Below are 16,177 nucleotides of genomic sequence, written 5' to 3'. Positions count from 1 at the left end.
ATGCCGATAGGGGGATTTTCGGTGTTTCGGTGACAGTTTGTTTCACTTGTGTCGGTTAACTGTCGAATGATTGTCTCGCCGGTTCACGGTGCGTGGTTCGGTTTGTGTCGCTATCGGACGATTGACACGGGCGAGAACTGTATGGATCGCGAAGAGGAAAGGTTTGAAGGCAAACAAAGGGCGTTCAAGATCCGTTCGTGACGAAAGATCTTGAACGCCCTTCCGAGCGGCGGGCGACCGGACGTTATCCGTCCCGTGTGGACAGTCGGGCGTAGGCCAGCGACAGGCCGATCACGATGTAGCACGCGGCGCGCAGCGCGCCTTCGCCGAGCATCGACGTGCCGATCGGGTCCTGGAGGACCTCGGCGGGCGCGACCGACCAGTTCTGGGTCAGCAGGAACGGGTGCAACCACTTCAACGAGGACAGGAACCCGAGGATGGTGAACACGATGTCGGTGGCCAGCACCGTCGCGACGACGAGCATCGGGTGCTCGGTCCAGGTCGAAATCGCCAGTGCCACGGCGCCGACGGCCCACAGTTGCAGCACGATCCATCCCGCGATGAGCAGGATGCGCAGGAGCGCGCCGCCGAGCGACAGCGTCGTCCCGGACAGCGTGAACAGTGAGCCGCTGCCGTTGATGACGAGCCCCGTGAGCACGCCGGTGATCACCATGGCCAGCACCGAAACCACCGAGACGGTGGCGACGCCGAACGCCTTGACCGCCAGCAGCCTGCCCCGGCTCACCGGGGCGATCAGCCAGCCGCGCAGGGTGCCGTGCGCGGTCTCGCCCGCCACCGCGTCGGCGCCCGCCATCGCGGTCGCCAGTGGCAGCAGCAGGGTCAGCGTCATGGTCAGCGCGGCGATGGGCAGGATGAAAGCGTTGTTGACGGCCGAGGCGATCAGCGCGCCACCGCTGTTGTCCGGTGGCCCGTCGTTTCCGGGAGTCTCCGACACGAACGTCAGCCCGATGCCGATCACGACGGGGATCAGCGCGAGCAGCCCGAGCACCGCGAGCGTGCGCGGGCGGCGGAAGATCCAGCGCAGCTCGGCGCGGACGAGCCTGGCCAGCGGCACGGTGTCGTGCCCGGTGCGGGAGGGCGCCAGTGGCGCCGCGAGAGCCTGCGTCATGATTCCCCCTCGGCGGCCGTGTCGTCCATTGTGGACGAATCGGCCTGGGTCAGGCGCGCGAACAGGTCTTCCAGGCCGGTCCGTGCCCTGGCCGCCTCGTGCACGGCGACACCGGCGCGGACGAGCACCTCCAGCACCCGGGGAGCCGGGGTGGCGGTGAGGTCGGCGCGGACGCCGTCCGGCGTGAGCCGGGCACCGATCCTGTTCTCCCGCAACGTTTCCATCGCCAGTTCGGCGTCCGGGGTCCGGACCAGCAGCGCGGCGTTGCCGGATTCGAGCAGGTCCGTGAGCTCGCCCTGGGCGACCACGTTCCCGGTCTGCAGCACCGCGACGTGGGTGCAGGTCGCCTCGACCTCGGCCAGCAGGTGGGAGGAGACCAGCACGGTGACGCCGTCCGCGTGCAGTTCGGCGATGATCCGGCGGATCTCCCTGGTACCCGCCGGGTCGAGGCCGTTGGTCGGCTCGTCCAGTACCACCATCCGGCGCGGTACGAGCAGCACGCTCGCCAGCCCCAGCCGCTGTTTCATCCCGAGCGAATAGCCCTTGTACCGGCGGCGCGCGGCGACGGTGAGCCCGACGCGCTCCAGTGCCGCGTCCACCGCCGCCGGGATCGCCGCCGACGCGAGCCGGGGTTCGGCCGCCGCGAAGCGCAGCAGGTTGTCACGCCCGGACAGGAACGGGTGGAAGCCCGGCCCCTCGACCAGCGCGCCGACGTCGGGCAGTGCGTGCGCGGCGCCGTCGGGCATCGGCCTGCCGAGCAGTTCGACCTCGCCCTCGGTCGGGCGGACCAGGCCCAGCAGCATCCGGATCGTGGTGGTCTTGCCGGAGCCGTTCGGCCCGAGCATGCCGAGCACGGCCCCCTCCGGGACGTCGAGGTCGACGTGATCCACCGCGACGGTGCCCCGGTACACCTTGCGCAGCCCCCTGGTCCGCGCCGCCAGCGGAACCGCCGGGGCGGCTGCCTCGTTCGAGACAGCCGCCCCGGCATCGACCGTGCTGGTCACTTCGTGCCCAGCGCTTCGTAGAGGACCTGCTCCGGCACCGCGCCCGCGGCGAAGCGGCCGTCGTCGGTCAGCACGCCGGTGCCCACCTTCGTGGTGATCAGGTAGCCGCTGCCCCACGGGCCGTTGACCTTCTTGGCGAACCGCTCGAGCAGCGCCTTCGGGTCGGCGTTGCGGCCTTCGTGGCCCTGACCTTGGCCCTGGCCCTGCGGCGCCTTGAAGTTCAGCGCGTCCGCGGGCAGCTTACCGGTGATGACGGTGTCCCAGCCGTCCCCGAGGACCTTGGTGCTGTCGGCGAACTTCTCGGCCTCGGCACGGGTCTTGTCGTCGATCTTCGGCTGCTTCTCGGTCACCTTCGCGCCCGGCGGCGGGGTGAAGGTGAACAGGTCCGCCGGCTGGTCGGCGAACTTGATGTCGTCGAACGCGACCTCCAGCGCGGGCGTGGTCGTGCCGTTGCTGAGCACCGAGAGCCGCAGCGGCATCCTGGTCTGCGAGTCCACCGCGACCCGGATCTCGCGCAGCAGCGTGCGTTCCGTCGGCTTCGGCGTCAGGACCAGCTCGTACGCCGAGCGGTTGGCCACCGTGGCGGTGCCGTTGACCGCGATGTTGCTGGACTCGCGCACCTTCGCCAGCAGCTGCGAAGCGGCGGTGCTCGGGTCGGTGACCTGCGCGTCCTGGTGGGCCTTGGCCTTGTCGAGCGCCTCGGCCGGGATCGTCGTCTTGGTGACGCTGTTGTTCTTGGAGCTGTAGTCCCAGAGCGTCGTGCCGTCGCGCACGAACGTCTCCTGCGTGGTGCCGCGGGTGACCGACACCTTGCTCTTGCCGTTGCCGTCGGTGAACACGTGCGCGGAGTCGGCGTTGAGCGCGCCCATGCCCGGCAGCGCGTTCCCGGCCGCGGGCAGCCCGAGGTTGTTGGTCACCTTGAGCGTGCCGTCGAACGCCCCGTGCTTGGCGTTCACCACGGACTGGACGAGGTCGTCCGCGCTGACCGGCGGCAGCACGGGGGCGTCCCCGGCGCTCGCGGGCATCGCGGCGAACACCAGCCCGCCGACGCCGAGCGCGGTGCCCACGACCGCCGCGGTGATGGCCTTCTTCTTCGGATCCATGCGTCTCTCCCTGTCTCCCCGGACCCAGTGTGCCCGGCTCCCAGCGACGACACTTCCCCCTCGCGACTGAGATATCCCTGAAGGTCCACCCCCTCGGCTGAGATGGCGCTGAGAGCCTGCCCGTGATCCGGGCGAAACGGGAATGATGAGGGGCGTGAAACCTCGGGTACTGGTGGTCGACGACGAGCCGGGCGTGCGCAAGGCGCTGCAGCGCGGGCTGCGCGCGGAGGGGATGGACGTCGTCACGGCGGCGGACGGTCCGAGCGGGCTGGAGCTGGCGCGGACCGGCTCCTTCGACGTCGTGCTGCTCGACATCATGCTGCCCGGCCTGTCCGGTTACCGGGTGCTGGAGCGGCTGCGCGGAACGGGGATCGCGACACCGGTGCTGATGATCTCGGCCAAGGACGGCGAGGTCGACCAGGCCGACGGGCTCGACCTCGGCGCGGACGGTTACCTGGTCAAGCCGTTCTCGTTCGTCGTGCTGGTCGCGCAGGTCCGCGCGGTGCTGCGGCGCGCGGGGCCGGAGGCGGCCAGGGGCACGCTGCGGCTCGGCGCGCTCGAGATCGACCGGGGGCTGCGCCAGGTGCACTGGGCCGGGACGGAGATCCCGCTCAGCCCGCGCGAGTTCGCGCTGCTGGAGGTGCTGGTCGGGCGTGCGGGCACGGTGGTGACCAAGGACGAGCTGCTGCGTGCGGTCTGGGGTGAGGAGCAGGCCGTGACCCGCAACCTCGTCGAGGTCTACGTCGGTTATGTGCGGCGCAAGCTCGAATCGGCGGGCGCCGGCGCGTTGCTGCGGACCGTGCGCGGGCACGGCTACCTGGCCTCCGACGAGAACCTCGACGCGGCGGGCCGGGGCGCCGCGCCGGCGGGCCAGGGGTGATCGGCTCGCCGTCCTGGTGGCGCGGCCGGTCACTGCAGGTCCGGATCACCCTGCTGGCCACCGCGATCACGCTCGGCTGCCTGCTCGGGCTCGCCGCGCTCGCCGCGAACAAGCTCGAACCGCTGCTCGTCGACTCCGTCGACGGCGGGCTGGCCGGCGCGCTCGGCCCCGCGTCCGCCGAGATCGCCGCCGGGCACCCGCTCACCGGCGCGTCCCCGGTCACCGTCCGGGTGCTCGACATCGCGGGAGGCCCGGTGGACGGCCTGCCGCCGTCCGGTCTCGACGGCGAGCAGGTCGGCAGGCTCAAGGCGGGCGAGCCGGTGCAGACCGGGGGCGTCCGCTGGCGGGGGACCGTGGTCAGCGCGCCGGACGGGAGCCAGCGGCTGGTCGTGGCCGGTGCCGGGCTGGTCGGGTTCGACGCGGCGGTGCGCTACGGCGGGGTGTGGCTGGTCGTCGTCGCGTCCGCGGGGGCGCTGGTCGCGGGGCTCGCGACCTGGCTCGTGGTGCGGCTGGTGCTGCGGCCGGTGGCGCGGATGCGGGGCGCGGTGCGGTCGCTGCCGCCCGGCGCGCGGCTGCCCCTCCCGGATTCGCACGACGAGCTGCGGGCGCTCGCGGAGGAGTTCAACGCGCTGCTCGTCCGCCAGGAGCAGGTGAGCGAGCGGCTCCGGCGGTTCACCGGCGACGCGGCGCACGAACTGCGCTCACCCGTCGCGTCGATCCGGGTGCAGGCGGAGGTCGCCGTGACGAACCCGGATCCGGAACTCGCGCAGGAGACGCTGTCGGACATCCTCGCCGAGTCCGAACGCCTGTCCGCGCTGCTCGGCGGCCTGCTCTCGCTGGCGAGGTCGGACGCGGGGGAGGTGCCGCCGCCCGAACCGGTCGAGCTGGTGAGCGAGGTGCGCGCCGCGGTCGGCAGGCTGCCCGCCGGCGCTCCGGAGACGCGGGTGAGCAGCGCCGTCGCGCAGGCGTGGGCGTGGGCCGCGCACGCCGAGGCCGAGGTCGTGCTGGACAACCTGCTGCGCAACGCGTGCCGGTACGCGCGGAGCATGATCGTGGTGTCGGTGCTGGTGACGCGGTCGAGCGTGCGGGTCGTGGTGGACGACGACGGGCCGGGGATCGCGCCGGAACACCGGCCGAAGGTGTTCGACCGGTTCTACCGGGTCTCCGACGACCGCGCGCGGTCCTCCGGGGGCACCGGGCTCGGGCTGGCGATGGTGGCCGAGACGGTGCGGCGCCGCGGTGGGACGGTCCGGGTGGGCGAGTCGCCGGACGGCGGTGCCCGGTTCCAGGTGACCTGGCGGACGGCCCAGTAGGTTCTCCTTCCATGACGGACGTGATTGTCGGGGCGGCGCTGGTGCGGGCCGGGAAGCTGCTCGCGCAGCAGCGGGCCTGGCCCGAGCGGCACGCCGGACAGTGGGAGCTGCCCGGTGGGCGTGTCGAGCCGGGGGAGTCCGAAGAGGACGCGCTGGCACGCGAATGCCGCGAGGAACTGGACGTCGCGGTGTCCGTCGGTGGGCGGGTCGGCGCGGACGTCCCGCTGGGGCCGGCGAAGGTGCTGCGGATCTACGCGGCCGGGCTGGTGTCGCCGGGGGACGAACCGCGCGCGGTGGAGCACTCGGCGGTGCGCTGGCTGGGGCTCGACGATCTGGACGATCTGGACTGGCTGCCCGCCGACCGCGTGCTGCTGCCCGCCGTGCGTACGCTGCTCGCCGGTTCCTTCAGCTCTCTTTCCACAGCTCAGGACGGTCTCTGAAGGCCACCTTGAGGGAACTCAAGTCCCTCAAGGTGGCCTTCAGAGACCACTGCCGTGCTCTTCAGCCCGCGCCGAACAGGCGCAGCGCCGAGGACAGCCGGTGCGCGCCGCGCTCGGCGGCCCGGTCTGCGCCTGCCTTGCGGATCCGTTCCAGCTCGGTGACGTCGTCGAGCAGTGCCCTGGTGCGTTCCCGGACCGGCCGCAGCTCCTCGATCACCGCGTCCGCGGTGGCGTCCTTCAACGCCCCGTAGGACGGGTACCGCCCGGCCAGCGCGGCCGGCTCGTCCCCGGTACACGCGGACAGGATGTCCAGCAGGTTCGCGATGCCCGGCCGGGTCTCCGGCTCGTACGCGGGCGTCGAGCCGCCGTCGGTGACCGCCCGCCGGAACTTGCGGCGGATCAGGTCCGGTTCGTCGAGCACGAACACCACGCCCGCCGAGTCCCTGGTCGACTTCGACATCTTCCGCGTCGGCTCGGCCAGGTCCTTCACCCGCGCGCCCGCGGGCGGCAGCACCGCCTCGGGCATGGTGAACACCTCGCCGTAGGTGCCGTTGAACCGTTTCGCCAGCGCCCGTGCCAGCTCGACGTGCTGACGCTGGTCCTCGCCGACGGGCACCTGGTCGGCGCCCTGCAGGAGGATGTCCGCGGCCATCAGCACCGGGTAGGTCAGCAGCGAAAGCCGGACCCCGGCCTGGCCCTTCGACTTCTCCTTGAACTGGATCATCCGCGCGGCCTCGCCGTAGGCGCAGGTGCACTCCAGGATCCAGGTCAGCGCGCCGAGGTCGCGGGCGAGGTCGGACTGGACGAACGTCCGCTCCGGCTCGATGCCGGTGGCGACCAGCACGGCCAGCTGCTCCATCGCCAGCGAGCGGAGCTTCGCCGGGTTGTGCGTGGTCGTCATGGCGTGCAGGTCGGACACGAAGTACAGGTCGTCCGGCCCACCCTCGGCCGCCCACCGCCGCAACGCTCCGAGGTGGTTTCCGAGCTGGACGTGCCCCGACGGTGTGATGCCGGACAGCTTGATCATGGTGTTCCCCTCTCTCTGGGTTCGGCCCCGAGGGAAGACCCCCACACACTGAGAAGGCCACCCGTCGGGGCGGCCTTCGCGTGGTTAGCGCAAAACGTCGGAGCCGCCGGAGGGCGGCCACCACTGAGCGTTCGACGTGCGCATACACCCAGTCTAGCGGTTGCGGTACACGCTGGGAAACCGCGCGAAAAGGGCACATCACCCGATACGGTCACGCACCGTCAACACTTCGCATCGACCCGGCGCGCGCCGGTGCCCGTGGCGTCTGGCGGAGTTACCTTCATAGCCATGTATGTCGTGCTGCTGAACTACACCGCTCCCATCGAAGAGATCGACTACGCGCTCCCCGACCATGCCGAATGGTTGAACAAACAGTACGAACACGGCCATTTTCTGGCGTCCGGCAGGCGAAATCCGCGGAGCGGCGGCGTGATCATCACGCGGCCGATGGAGCGCGGGAAGCTGGACGCCATCCTGGCCACCGACCCGTTTTCCGTGCAGCACCTCGCGAAGTACGAGGTGATCGAGTTCTCGCCGACGAAGACCGCGCCGGAACTCCGTCTGATCAACGAGGCCGTCGCACACTGACGAGGCGGGAACGGGCAGCTCGCGACAGCGGCTGCCCTCCTGACGAGGTCAGGCGGCCTTCGCCAGCTGCTTCTTCGCCTTCTTCAGCGCGAGTACCGGGCACTTCTTGCAGCGTGACTCCGACCGGCAGCACTTCTTCTTGACCTTGCCGGCCTTCATCAGCTTGCGCACGACCGCTTTCGGGTCGTCCGGCTGCTTTTTGCCCACGGTCGCTCCTCACCGGCGACACCCGCCGTCGGCCTTCCAGGTTAGGTGAGGCTTACCGATTATGGGGCGTGGGGCTCCTCACAGTTCGGCTAGCGGTATCCTGGTGTGGTCCGCGTGTGGCCAAAGTCGGTCGCACCTTCGTACGCGGGTTACCGGCACGGCATTCCGGCGTCGCGGACACCCACCGTTCTTCACAGTTCAGGAGTCCTCGCGTGCCCGCAGCCAGCGCCACGGCGGTCGAAGCCGGCCAGACGTCCGGTAAGACCCGGCCCGACCTGCGCAACGTCGCCATCGTCGCACACGTCGACCACGGCAAGACGACCCTGGTCGACGCCATGCTCCGCCAGTCCGGCGCCTTCGCCGAACGTGCCGAGCTCGTCGACCGCGTGATGGACTCCGGTGAGCTCGAACGCGAAAAGGGCATCACCATCCTCGCGAAGAACACCTCGATCCACCGGCAGACCCCGGAGGGCCAGGTCACCATCAACGTGATCGACACCCCGGGCCACGCCGACTTCGGTGGCGAGGTCGAGCGAGGCCTGTCCATGGTCGACGGCGTCGTGCTGCTTGTGGACGCGAGCGAGGGCCCGCTCCCGCAGACCCGCTTCGTGCTGCGCAAGACCCTGGAGGCCGGGCTGCCGGTCATCCTGGTGGTCAACAAGGTCGACCGGCCCGACGCCCGGATCTCCGAGGTCGTCGAGGAGACCCACGACCTGCTGCTCGACCTCGCGGGCGACATCGAGGACGCCGACCTCGACGCGGTCCTCGACCTCCCGGTCGTCTACGCCTCGGCCCGCGCGGGCAAGGCCAGCCTGGAGCAGCCCGCCGACGGCGCGCTGCCCGAGAGCGAGAACCTCGACCCGCTGTTCGAGACCCTGCTCCGGCACGTCCCGCCGCCCGTCGCGGACGCCGATGCCCCGCTGCAGGCGCTGGTCACCAACCTCGACGCGTCGAACTTCCTCGGCCGGATCGCGCTCATCCGCATCCACGCGGGCAAGCTGCGCAAGGGCCAGACCGTGGCGTGGATGCGCGAGGACGGTTCGGTGCAGAACGTCCGCATCTCCGAGCTGCTGGTCACCGAGGCGCTCACCCGCGTCCCGGCCACCGAGGCCAAGGCGGGCGACCTGGTCGCGATCGCCGGTATCCCGGACATCACCATCGGTGACACCCTCGCCGACGTCGACGAGCCGGTGGCGCTGCCCCGGATCACCGTCGACGAGCCCGCCATCTCGATGACCATCGGCGTCAACACCTCGCCGCTGGCCGGGCGCAACGGCGGCGACAAGGTCACCGCGCGGCTGGTCAAGGCGCGGCTGGACCAGGAGCTGATCGGTAACGTCTCGATCCGCGTGCTGCCCACCGAGCGCCCCGACACCTGGGAGGTGCAGGGCCGTGGTGAGCTGGCGCTGGCGATCCTGGTCGAGCAGATGCGCCGCGAGGGCTTCGAGCTGACCGTCGGCAAGCCGCAGGTGGTGCTGCGCACCATCGAGGGCAAGCTGCACGAGCCGTTCGAGCGCCTCTACATCGACTCGCCGGAGGAGCACCTCGGCTCGATCACCCAGCTGCTCGCGTCCCGCAAGGGCCGCATGGAGGACATGAGCGGCAACGGCACCGGCCGGATCAAGCTGATCTACGTGCTGCCCTCGCGCGGCCTGATCGGCTTCCGCACCGACTTCCTCACCGAGACCCGCGGCACCGGCATCGCGAACCACGTGTTCGAGGGCTACTTCCCGTGGGCGGGCGAGATCCGTACCCGGCACAGTGGCTCGTTGGTCGCCGACCGGTCCGGCCCGATCACCGCGTACGCGATGATCCAGCTGGCCGACCGCGGCACGTTCTTCGTCGAGCCGGGTGCCGAGGTGTACGAGGGCATGGTCGTGGGCGAGAACCCGCGCTTCGAGGACCTCGACATCAACATCACCAAGGAGAAGAAGCTCACCAACATGCGCTCCTCCACCGGTGACGAGCTCGAACGCCTCGCCCGGCCGCGGAAGCTGGGCCTGGAGGAGGCGCTGGAGTTCTGCGCCGCCGACGAGTGTGTCGAGGTCGCGCCGGAGGTCGTCCGCGTCCGCAAGGTCACGCTCGACATCGGGACGCGCGCGAAGGAGCGTTCGCGCGCGAAGAGCCGCGAGAACGGCTGATCAAGCTCAAGGTCAAGCGCCCCAATGTGGCGTTCGGTGCGTCAGACGCACCGAACGCCACATTGGGTGCGTGGAATCAGGGCTGGACGCGCAGCGTCTCCGTTGAGGGTGGCGGTGGGGGCAAGGAGCGGAGCTCCCAATGCCACATTGGGGCGCATTTGTCCACGGCGGACAGTTGGACGCTCAGCTCGTCGAGAAGTCCTTGTGGCGCAAGGGGAACAGCCACAGCGCCGCGACGAGCAGACCGGCGGCGCCGATCCACAACGTCGTGCGCAGCCCGAGCGTTTCCCCCAACACCCCGGCGAGTATCGAGCCGATCGGCGCGATGCCGAACACCAGGAACCGCATCGTCGCGCTGACGCGCCCGCGTAGTTCCGGCGGTGTCGACGCCTGGGTGTGGCTGACCATCAGGATGCTCATCACCGTGATGCTGTACGCGCTGAAAAACCCGCTGAGCGCGAACAACGCGACGAGCCAGCCGGGCTGGGTGAGCGGCGCCAGTCCGGCGCCCAGCCCGAACACCAGCGCGACCACCCAGAGCACGCGCCCGGCGCCGAACCGCGCGCCGAGCCTGCGCGCGGTCGCGCTGCCGGTGAGCGCCCCGGTCAGCCCGAGGGTGCCGACGAGCCCGATAGCGCCGGGCGAGAGCCGGATGTCCTCCAACAGGAAGAGCGTGCCGAGCGTGAGCTGCGGCGCCTGGAACAGGCTGGTCTGCGCACTCGACGCGGCGAACGCGCGCAGATCGGGACGCCGGGCGAGGTAGGCGATGCCCTCGGCGATCTCCCTGCGCAGCGGCACGCGCTCGGGCCGCTCGGGCCGGGGCTCCCGCGTCCGGATCCGGCTCAGCCAGGTCGCCGACCACAGGAAACTGGCCGCGTTGACCGCCAGCGCGGCCGGGCCGCCGAGGTACTGGAAGAGGAAACCCGACGCCGTCGGCGCGGACACCGCCGCGACCGACAGGTTCGCCTGGAGCCGGGCGTTGCCCTCGGTCAGCTCCTCCCGCGCGACGAGCCGGGGGAGATAGGTCTGGTGCGCGACGGTGAAGAACACCGACAGCACCCCGGCGATCGCGACGACGACATAGAGCTGGGCGAGGCTGAGCACCCCGAACATCGCCGCGATCGGCACCGACGCGAACGCCGCGGCCTGCCCGAGGTCGGCGGTCAGCAGCACCGGGCGGCAGCGCAGCCGGTCGCACCACGCGCCGACCTGCAGGCCCAGCACGAGGTAGGCGGCGGTCTGCACGGTCCGCAGCAGGGACACCTCGAACGCCGACGCGTGCAGGGTGGTCGCCGCGAGCAGCGGTACCGCCACGAACGAGACGCGGTCGCCGAACTGACTCAATCCGTCGGCGAGCCAGAGCCGCCGGAAGTCGCGATGCCGGAGCAGGCCTCCCCGCCCGCGTGTGGTGATCACCACACCACTGTGGCAAGAAACCGGGCGGTGGCGCCGGGAATTCGCGGAAAGCGAGCAAGAAGGCCGGGTCTCGCACGATCCGGTGCGTGGTACTGGCAGGGCCAGCTACGCCCTTGGTGATCGACTGGGGAAAGCGCAGACTCGGGGCATGGGCAAGAACGACTTGGGCGAGTTCCTGCGGGCCCGCCGTGCGGGACTCACGCCGGACGAGGTCGGCCTGCCGGTCGAGTTCGGCGCCGGTCGCCGGGTCGCCGGTCTGCGGCGCGGCGAGGTCGCGCGGCTGGCCGGGGTGAGCGTCGAGTACTACACGCGGCTGGAGCAGGGCCGTGCCCGGCAGCCCTCCGAGCAGGTACTGCACGCCCTCTGCGACGCGCTGCGGTTCGACGACATCGAGCGGCGGCATCTGTTCGCCCTCGCGGGCACCGCGGCCGGGCACCGGGACCGGGACGAGCACGCGGCACGGCTGCGACCGGCGGTGCGGCAGGTGCTGGAGTCGATGGAGCTGGCTTCGGCTTTCGTCAGCGACAAGAACCTCACCGTCGTCGGCGGGAACACGATGTGGTCGTTGCTGTTTCCCGAGGTGGCCGCCATGCCGCGCCGGGAACGCAGCATGGCGCGCTGGACGTTGCTGGACCCCGGTGCCCGCCTGGTCTGGTGCGACTGGGAACGCGTCGCCCGCGACTACGTGCACGGGTTGCGGCTGGCCGCCGCGGCCCAGCCGCGAAACCGGCGCATCGCCAACCTGATCGGTGAGCTGATGATGCGTTCGCCCGAATTCCCGGCGTGGTGGTCGGAACACCGTGTCCAGGAACGCAGTACCGGCGCCAAACGTCTCCGCCACCCCGTCGTCGGTGACCTGGAACTGCAGTACGAGATCTTCACCTCGGTCGCCGACCCCGGCCACTCGCTCGTCGTCTACAGCGCGCCGCCGGGCTCGCCGTCCCAGGAACGCCTGCGACTGCTGGCCAGCTGGGGCAGCGACCCCGCCACCTCGCCCGCCCGGGACACCGCCGAGTCCTGACCGGGCGAACCGGTACCTCCCCTGTCTGACCCCGTCATCCCGCGGGGTCGATGCCGCCGTGCCCTCGCACGCCCGCGGCCTGACCCTCGTCCACGAAAGGACATTCATAGTGAGCAAGACATTCCTGATCACCGGCGTCAGCACCGGACTCGGCCTTGCCATCGCCCGGCGGGCACTCGCGGCCGGGCACCGGGTCGCGGGCACCGTGCGCACCGAGCAGCACGCCGCCGCCTTCCGGGCGCTGGACCCGGAGCGTGCCAGCGCCTTCGTCCTCGACCTGTCCGACGCGGACCGGATCGACCCCACGGTGCGGGCCGTCGAAGCGGAACTGGGCCCGATCGACGTGCTCGTGGCCAACGCCGGTTACGGGCTCGAAGGCACCTTCGAAGAGTCGTCGATGGCCGAGCTGCGCCGCCAGTTCGAGGTCAACGTGTTCGGCACGGTGGCGACCGTGAAGGCGGTCCTGCCCGGCATGCGGGAACGGCGCGGCGGCCACATCTTCGTCATCACCTCGATGGGCGGGCACACCACCTTCCCCGGGCTGGCGTTCTACGAAGGCAGCAAACACGCACTGGAGGGCATCACCGACACCCTCGCCCAGGAGGTCACCCAGTTCGGCGTGCGGGTCACCGCCGTGGCCCCCGGCGCGTTCAAAACCGACTGGGCGGGCCGGTCACTGGTCCGCGCGCCCCGCAGCATCGCCGACTACGACGCCCTGTTCGACCCGATCCGGACCCGGCGCCAGGCCCTCGCGGGCCAGGGTGTCGGCGACCCCGACCGCGCGGGCGACGCCATCCTCACCCTCCTGGACGCGAAGAATCCTCCCGTGCACATCCTGCTCGGCTCGGACGCGCTGCGCCTGGTCGCCGCCGGACGGCAACGCGTCCAGGACGACTTCGACGCCTGGGAGGACCTCAGCCGCTCCACCGACTCCACCGACGGCGGCGTCACGGTCGCCTGACACCCGATCGCGGCCCGGAAGCGGAGCAGGGGACCTTTGCTCTCGTTCGTTAGCGCGCTAATGATTGGCAAGCGAAGAGACGTGAGCAAAGGTCCCTCGCTCCCGGTGCCGGGGTTCAGGCGGCCGCCGGCGCACGACGTCCGGTGCGGGACAGCGCGAGCACGGCGCCGACACCGGTGACCGCGACCGCTTTTTCACCGGGCGGACGAGGTGGTCCTCGCCGCGAAGGTCCGCAGCGCGCGCAGGAAGTCGATCTCCCGGAAACCCGGCCAGTTCACGTCCACACAATGCAGCCGGGAGAACGCCGCCTGCCAGGTCAGGAATCCGGACAGCCGCTGCTCGCCGCTGGTCCGGATCACCAGGTCCGGGTCCGGTTTCCCGCTGGTGTAGAGGTGCGCGGCGATGTCGTCCGGGGTCAGCGTCGCGGCCACCTCCCGTGCCGACCGGCCGTCCGCGGCCGCCTCGTCGAGCAGGGAGCGGACCGCGTCGGCGATCTCGACGCGGCCGTCGTAACCGACCGCGAGGGTGAGCGTCGGCGAAGCGATCCCGCGGGTTTCCTCGACGGCCTCCTTCAGCACCCGCGCCGTGGTGTCCGGCAGGAGGTCCACATGCCCGGCGAGTTCGACGCGGCGGCCGGTGGCGGCGAGCACGGGCACGACCCGTTCGATGGTCCGCATCAGCGCGGCGGCCTCCGGGGCCGCGCGCTTGGCGAGGTTGTCGATCGAGACCCAGAACAGCGTGACGTGCCCGACACCGGCGGCGTCGCACCAGCGCAGAACCTCCACGACGTGCTCGAAACCCCGGCGGTGGCCGAGGCTGACGTCGTCGAGCCCCTGCTCGCGGGCCCAGCGGCGGTTCCCGTCCAGGACCATCGCGACGTGCCGGGGCACCGGCCCGCGCCGCACCCGCGTCCACAGCAGCCTGGTGTACTGGCGGTAGGCGATCCCGGCGAGCCCCATGCCGGTACGGTACCTCGGCCGATACCCCGGCCGGGGGAACCCGGACGGGCGGTGGTGCGTCCACCGGATGGCGGTACCCGATCGGGTCACGGCGATCCGGGCGGGATGTGGCAATCTCGTGCCGGGCCGGACGCGGACATGGCACCATGACGGGCTCCGGCGGTGATTGGGGAGGAACGTAGCGTGCGGGTGAGTCGCGTGGCGGCGCCGTTGGTGGCGCTTCTGGCGGTGGTCCTCGCCGCCTGTTCGAGTACTCCGCCCCCGTCCGCGCTGCCCTCGGCACCCCCGTCGTCGTCGGTCACCAAGGCGCCGTCGCAGATCGTCGTCGGCGTCGACGAGATCGCGGGCGGCTACAACCCGCACAATCTCGCCGACGCCTCCGAGGTGACCTCGGCGCTCTCGCAGCTGTTGCTGCCCTCGGTGTTCCGGCAGAAGGACGACGGCACAACCGAGCTCGACAAGAGCCTGATGAAGTCGGCGCAGGTGGTCTCGCAGTCGCCGTTCGTGGTGGCCTACGAGATCCGCCCCGAGGCCTCGTGGTCGGACGGCGCGCCGATCGCCGCCGAGGACTTCGCCTACCTGCGTGAGCAGATGCGCGACCAGCCGGGCGTGCTCGCCCCGGCGGGCTACCGGCTGATCTCCGACATCCAGTCCCGTGAGGGCGGAAAGCGCGTCGAGGTCTCCTTCGCGAAGCCGTACCCCGGGTGGCAGACGCTGTTCTCCGATCTGCTGCCCGCGCATCTGCTCAAGGACGCCCCCGACGGCTGGAAGGGCGCGCTCGCGTCGAACTTTCCGGCGATCGCGGGCCCGTTCTCCATCAAGAGTCTCGACCAGGCACGCGGTGAGGTGATCCTGGAACGCAACGAGCGGTACTGGGAGAAACCCTCGGCGATCGACCGGATCGTCCTGCGCCGGGCCGACCCCCAGGGGCTCGTCGGCGCGCTGCGCAGCGGCAACGACCAGTTCGTGCTCTCGCGCACGGACGGCTCCGCGGTACAGCAGCTCGGCGCGCTGGGTAGCGCGGTGGCCCTGCACACCATCGCCCGGCCGCTGGTGGCCGAGGTCCTGCTGCGCCCGGTCAGCCCCGTGCTGGCGGACGAAAAGGTCCGCGCCGGCGTCGCCGCGCTCATCGACCGCGCCGCGCTGATCACCGAAGGCGCCGCGGGCGGCCCGTCCGCGACGATGCGTGCCGACGCGCTGGTGCGGGCGCCGTCCGTGCCGGGCTACGCCGCGACCATCCCCGCCGGTCCTCCGTCCACACCGGACGCGAAGAAGGCGGAGGACCTGCTGAAGTCGGCCGGATACGCCAAGGACGCCGGGACCTGGCGCAAGAACGGGAAGAACCTTTCGCTGGTGATCGCGTCCCCCGGCAAGCAGGAGCCGTACGCGACGATCGCGAAGAAGCTTTCGAACCAGCTCGTCGCCGCCGGGATCGACGTCTCGACGGTCGCCCCCCAGCCGAGGGACCTGTTCTCCGGGCAGCTGGCGATGCCCGTGGCGGGCGGGATCCAGCAGAGCACGCCGGACGCGGCGGGCAACGTCGGCGTCGATATCGCGGTGGTCCCCCAGGCCGTCGGTGGTGACACCGCGTCAGTACTCGCTTCCACGTTCGGGTGCCGTCCGGAACAGACCGCGGCGGGAACGGACAAGAGCAAACCGGTGGTTCCCGGTAACGCGGCGGGGTTCTGCGATTCCGGACTGCAACCGTCGATTGACGCGGCATTGACCGGAACGACGCCGATCGCGGACGCGCTTTCTCGACTGGAACCCGAATTGTGGGGGCAGAACGTCGTAGTCCCGTTGTTCCAGCTGGCCGATACCCTCGCCATCGGTTCCGGCATTTCCGGTGTTACTCCCGGGCCGCCGATGGTCGGTCCTTTCGGGACGGCGGTGAACTGGACGCGGGGGCCCAAGTAGCCGTTCCGAGAACGTTCCGCCCTTCCGGGTGAACGATCCGGAACACGTCGGAGTGGCCCCGGAGATTCCAA

The 16,177-nt window shown here is 70.9% G+C and carries 15 protein-coding genes; 8 read left to right on the top strand and 7 right to left on the bottom strand.

Features of this window, described 5'->3' with window-relative positions; genetic code table 11:
* Window positions 1–244: 244 nt before the first annotated feature.
* From ABD987_RS29910 to ABD987_RS29900, 3 genes are read right to left on the bottom strand one after another with little or no spacing between them, the layout of a single operon-like run.
* Window positions 245–1,129, bottom strand: a complete 885-nt coding sequence (locus ABD987_RS29910; protein WP_345401280.1) for an ABC transporter permease — start codon at window positions 1,127–1,129, stop codon at window positions 245–247.
* Entirely contained in the window at window positions 1,126–2,133 is a 1,008-nt protein-coding gene (locus ABD987_RS29905) for an ABC transporter ATP-binding protein (RefSeq protein ID WP_345401277.1), read from the bottom strand. The genes ABD987_RS29910 and ABD987_RS29905 overlap by 4 nt, the downstream gene beginning before the upstream one ends.
* Window positions 2,130–3,236, bottom strand: a complete 1,107-nt coding sequence (locus ABD987_RS29900; RefSeq protein ID WP_345401274.1) for a LolA family protein — start codon at window positions 3,234–3,236, stop codon at window positions 2,130–2,132. Before ABD987_RS29900 ends, ABD987_RS29905 begins: the two co-directional genes overlap by 4 nt.
* Window positions 3,237–3,378: 142 nt before the next feature.
* On the opposite strand from ABD987_RS29900, the gene ABD987_RS29895 reads away from it, so the two are divergent.
* From ABD987_RS29895 to ABD987_RS29885, 3 genes are read left to right on the top strand one after another with little or no spacing between them, the layout of a single operon-like run.
* Window positions 3,379–4,116, top strand: coding sequence for a response regulator transcription factor (locus ABD987_RS29895; RefSeq protein ID WP_345401271.1), 738 nt, complete (start codon window positions 3,379–3,381; stop codon window positions 4,114–4,116).
* Complete coding sequence (locus tag ABD987_RS29890; protein WP_345401268.1) at window positions 4,113–5,429, top strand: ATP-binding protein; 1,317 nt, start codon at window positions 4,113–4,115, stop codon at window positions 5,427–5,429. The genes ABD987_RS29895 and ABD987_RS29890 overlap by 4 nt, the downstream gene beginning before the upstream one ends.
* Before the next feature lie 11 nt (window positions 5,430–5,440).
* Window positions 5,441–5,869: an NUDIX domain-containing protein gene (locus ABD987_RS29885; RefSeq protein ID WP_345401265.1), complete on the top strand. Its 429-nt coding sequence runs from the start codon at window positions 5,441–5,443 to the stop codon at window positions 5,867–5,869.
* A gap of 61 nt (window positions 5,870–5,930) precedes the next feature.
* Here ABD987_RS29885 and trpS read toward each other — a convergent pair whose 3' ends face one another.
* Window positions 5,931–6,896 (bottom strand): tryptophan--tRNA ligase, encoded by a 966-nt coding sequence (trpS, locus tag ABD987_RS29880; protein ID WP_345401262.1) that lies wholly within the window; start codon window positions 6,894–6,896, stop codon window positions 5,931–5,933.
* Window positions 6,897–7,184: 288 nt separating this feature from the next.
* Between trpS and ABD987_RS29875 the strand changes: the two genes are divergently transcribed.
* The gene (locus tag ABD987_RS29875) at window positions 7,185–7,484 is read left to right on the top strand and encodes a YciI family protein (RefSeq protein WP_345401259.1); all 300 of its coding nucleotides are present in this window, start codon (window positions 7,185–7,187) and stop codon (window positions 7,482–7,484) included.
* Window positions 7,485–7,532: 48 nt separating this feature from the next.
* Here the strand turns inward: ABD987_RS29875 and ABD987_RS29870 are convergent, their stop codons facing one another.
* On the bottom strand, window positions 7,533–7,691 hold the full coding sequence (locus tag ABD987_RS29870; RefSeq protein WP_345401256.1) for a hypothetical protein: 159 nt from the start codon (window positions 7,689–7,691) through the stop codon (window positions 7,533–7,535).
* A gap of 212 nt (window positions 7,692–7,903) precedes the next feature.
* Between ABD987_RS29870 and typA the strand changes: the two genes are divergently transcribed.
* Window positions 7,904–9,832 (top strand): translational GTPase TypA, encoded by a 1,929-nt coding sequence (gene typA / locus ABD987_RS29865; RefSeq protein WP_345401253.1) that lies wholly within the window; start codon window positions 7,904–7,906, stop codon window positions 9,830–9,832.
* Window positions 9,833–10,015: 183 nt separating this feature from the next.
* On the opposite strand, the gene ABD987_RS29860 is transcribed toward typA, so the two are convergent.
* A complete protein-coding gene (locus ABD987_RS29860) occupies window positions 10,016–11,248 on the bottom strand; it encodes an MFS transporter (protein WP_345401250.1) in 1,233 nt (410 codons plus the stop codon).
* A gap of 148 nt (window positions 11,249–11,396) precedes the next feature.
* Here ABD987_RS29860 and ABD987_RS29855 point away from each other — a divergent pair, with 148 nt between their 5' ends.
* Window positions 11,397–12,269 carry a helix-turn-helix transcriptional regulator gene (locus tag ABD987_RS29855; RefSeq protein WP_345401247.1) on the top strand — a complete coding sequence of 291 codons (873 nt, stop codon included), beginning with the start codon at window positions 11,397–11,399 and terminating at the stop codon, window positions 12,267–12,269.
* Window positions 12,270–12,378: 109 nt separating this feature from the next.
* Complete coding sequence (locus ABD987_RS29850; protein WP_345401244.1) at window positions 12,379–13,230, top strand: oxidoreductase; 852 nt, start codon at window positions 12,379–12,381, stop codon at window positions 13,228–13,230.
* Between the two features lie 194 nt (window positions 13,231–13,424).
* On the opposite strand, the gene uppS is transcribed toward ABD987_RS29850, so the two are convergent.
* Window positions 13,425–14,189: a polyprenyl diphosphate synthase gene (uppS, locus tag ABD987_RS29845; protein ID WP_345401241.1), complete on the bottom strand. Its 765-nt coding sequence runs from the start codon at window positions 14,187–14,189 to the stop codon at window positions 13,425–13,427.
* A gap of 183 nt (window positions 14,190–14,372) precedes the next feature.
* Here uppS and ABD987_RS29840 point away from each other — a divergent pair, with 183 nt between their 5' ends.
* The gene (locus tag ABD987_RS29840; protein WP_345401238.1) at window positions 14,373–16,106 is read left to right on the top strand and encodes an ABC transporter family substrate-binding protein; all 1,734 of its coding nucleotides are present in this window, start codon (window positions 14,373–14,375) and stop codon (window positions 16,104–16,106) included.
* The last annotated feature ends 71 nt before the right edge of the window (window positions 16,107–16,177 follow it).

Origin of the sequence: Amycolatopsis samaneae (genome assembly GCF_039541975.1) — a bacterium.
Classification (GTDB): domain Bacteria; phylum Actinomycetota; class Actinomycetes; order Mycobacteriales; family Pseudonocardiaceae; genus Amycolatopsis; species Amycolatopsis samaneae.
Note: the sequence above shows the minus strand (reverse complement) of the source record. Positions and strands in the feature narration are given on the sequence as shown.

Bases quoted from the DNA above. Each gene is read 5' to 3' on its own strand.
- ABD987_RS29855 (WP_345401247.1), top strand. From the start codon at position 11,397: ATGGGCAAGAACGACTTGGGCGAGTTCCTGCGGGCCCGCCGTGCGGGA.
- ABD987_RS29885 (WP_345401265.1), top strand. From the start codon at position 5,441: ATGACGGACGTGATTGTCGGGGCGGCGCTGGTGCGGGCCGGGAAGCTG.
- ABD987_RS29900 (WP_345401274.1), bottom strand. From the start codon at position 3,236: ATGGATCCGAAGAAGAAGGCCATCACCGCGGCGGTCGTGGGCACCGCG.
- uppS (WP_345401241.1), bottom strand. From the start codon at position 14,189: ATGGGGCTCGCCGGGATCGCCTACCGCCAGTACACCAGGCTGCTGTGG.
- ABD987_RS29875 (WP_345401259.1), top strand. From the start codon at position 7,185: ATGTATGTCGTGCTGCTGAACTACACCGCTCCCATCGAAGAGATCGAC.
- trpS (WP_345401262.1), bottom strand. From the start codon at position 6,896: ATGATCAAGCTGTCCGGCATCACACCGTCGGGGCACGTCCAGCTCGGA.
- ABD987_RS29895 (WP_345401271.1), top strand. From the start codon at position 3,379: ATGATGAGGGGCGTGAAACCTCGGGTACTGGTGGTCGACGACGAGCCG.
- ABD987_RS29910 (WP_345401280.1), bottom strand. From the start codon at position 1,129: ATGACGCAGGCTCTCGCGGCGCCACTGGCGCCCTCCCGCACCGGGCAC.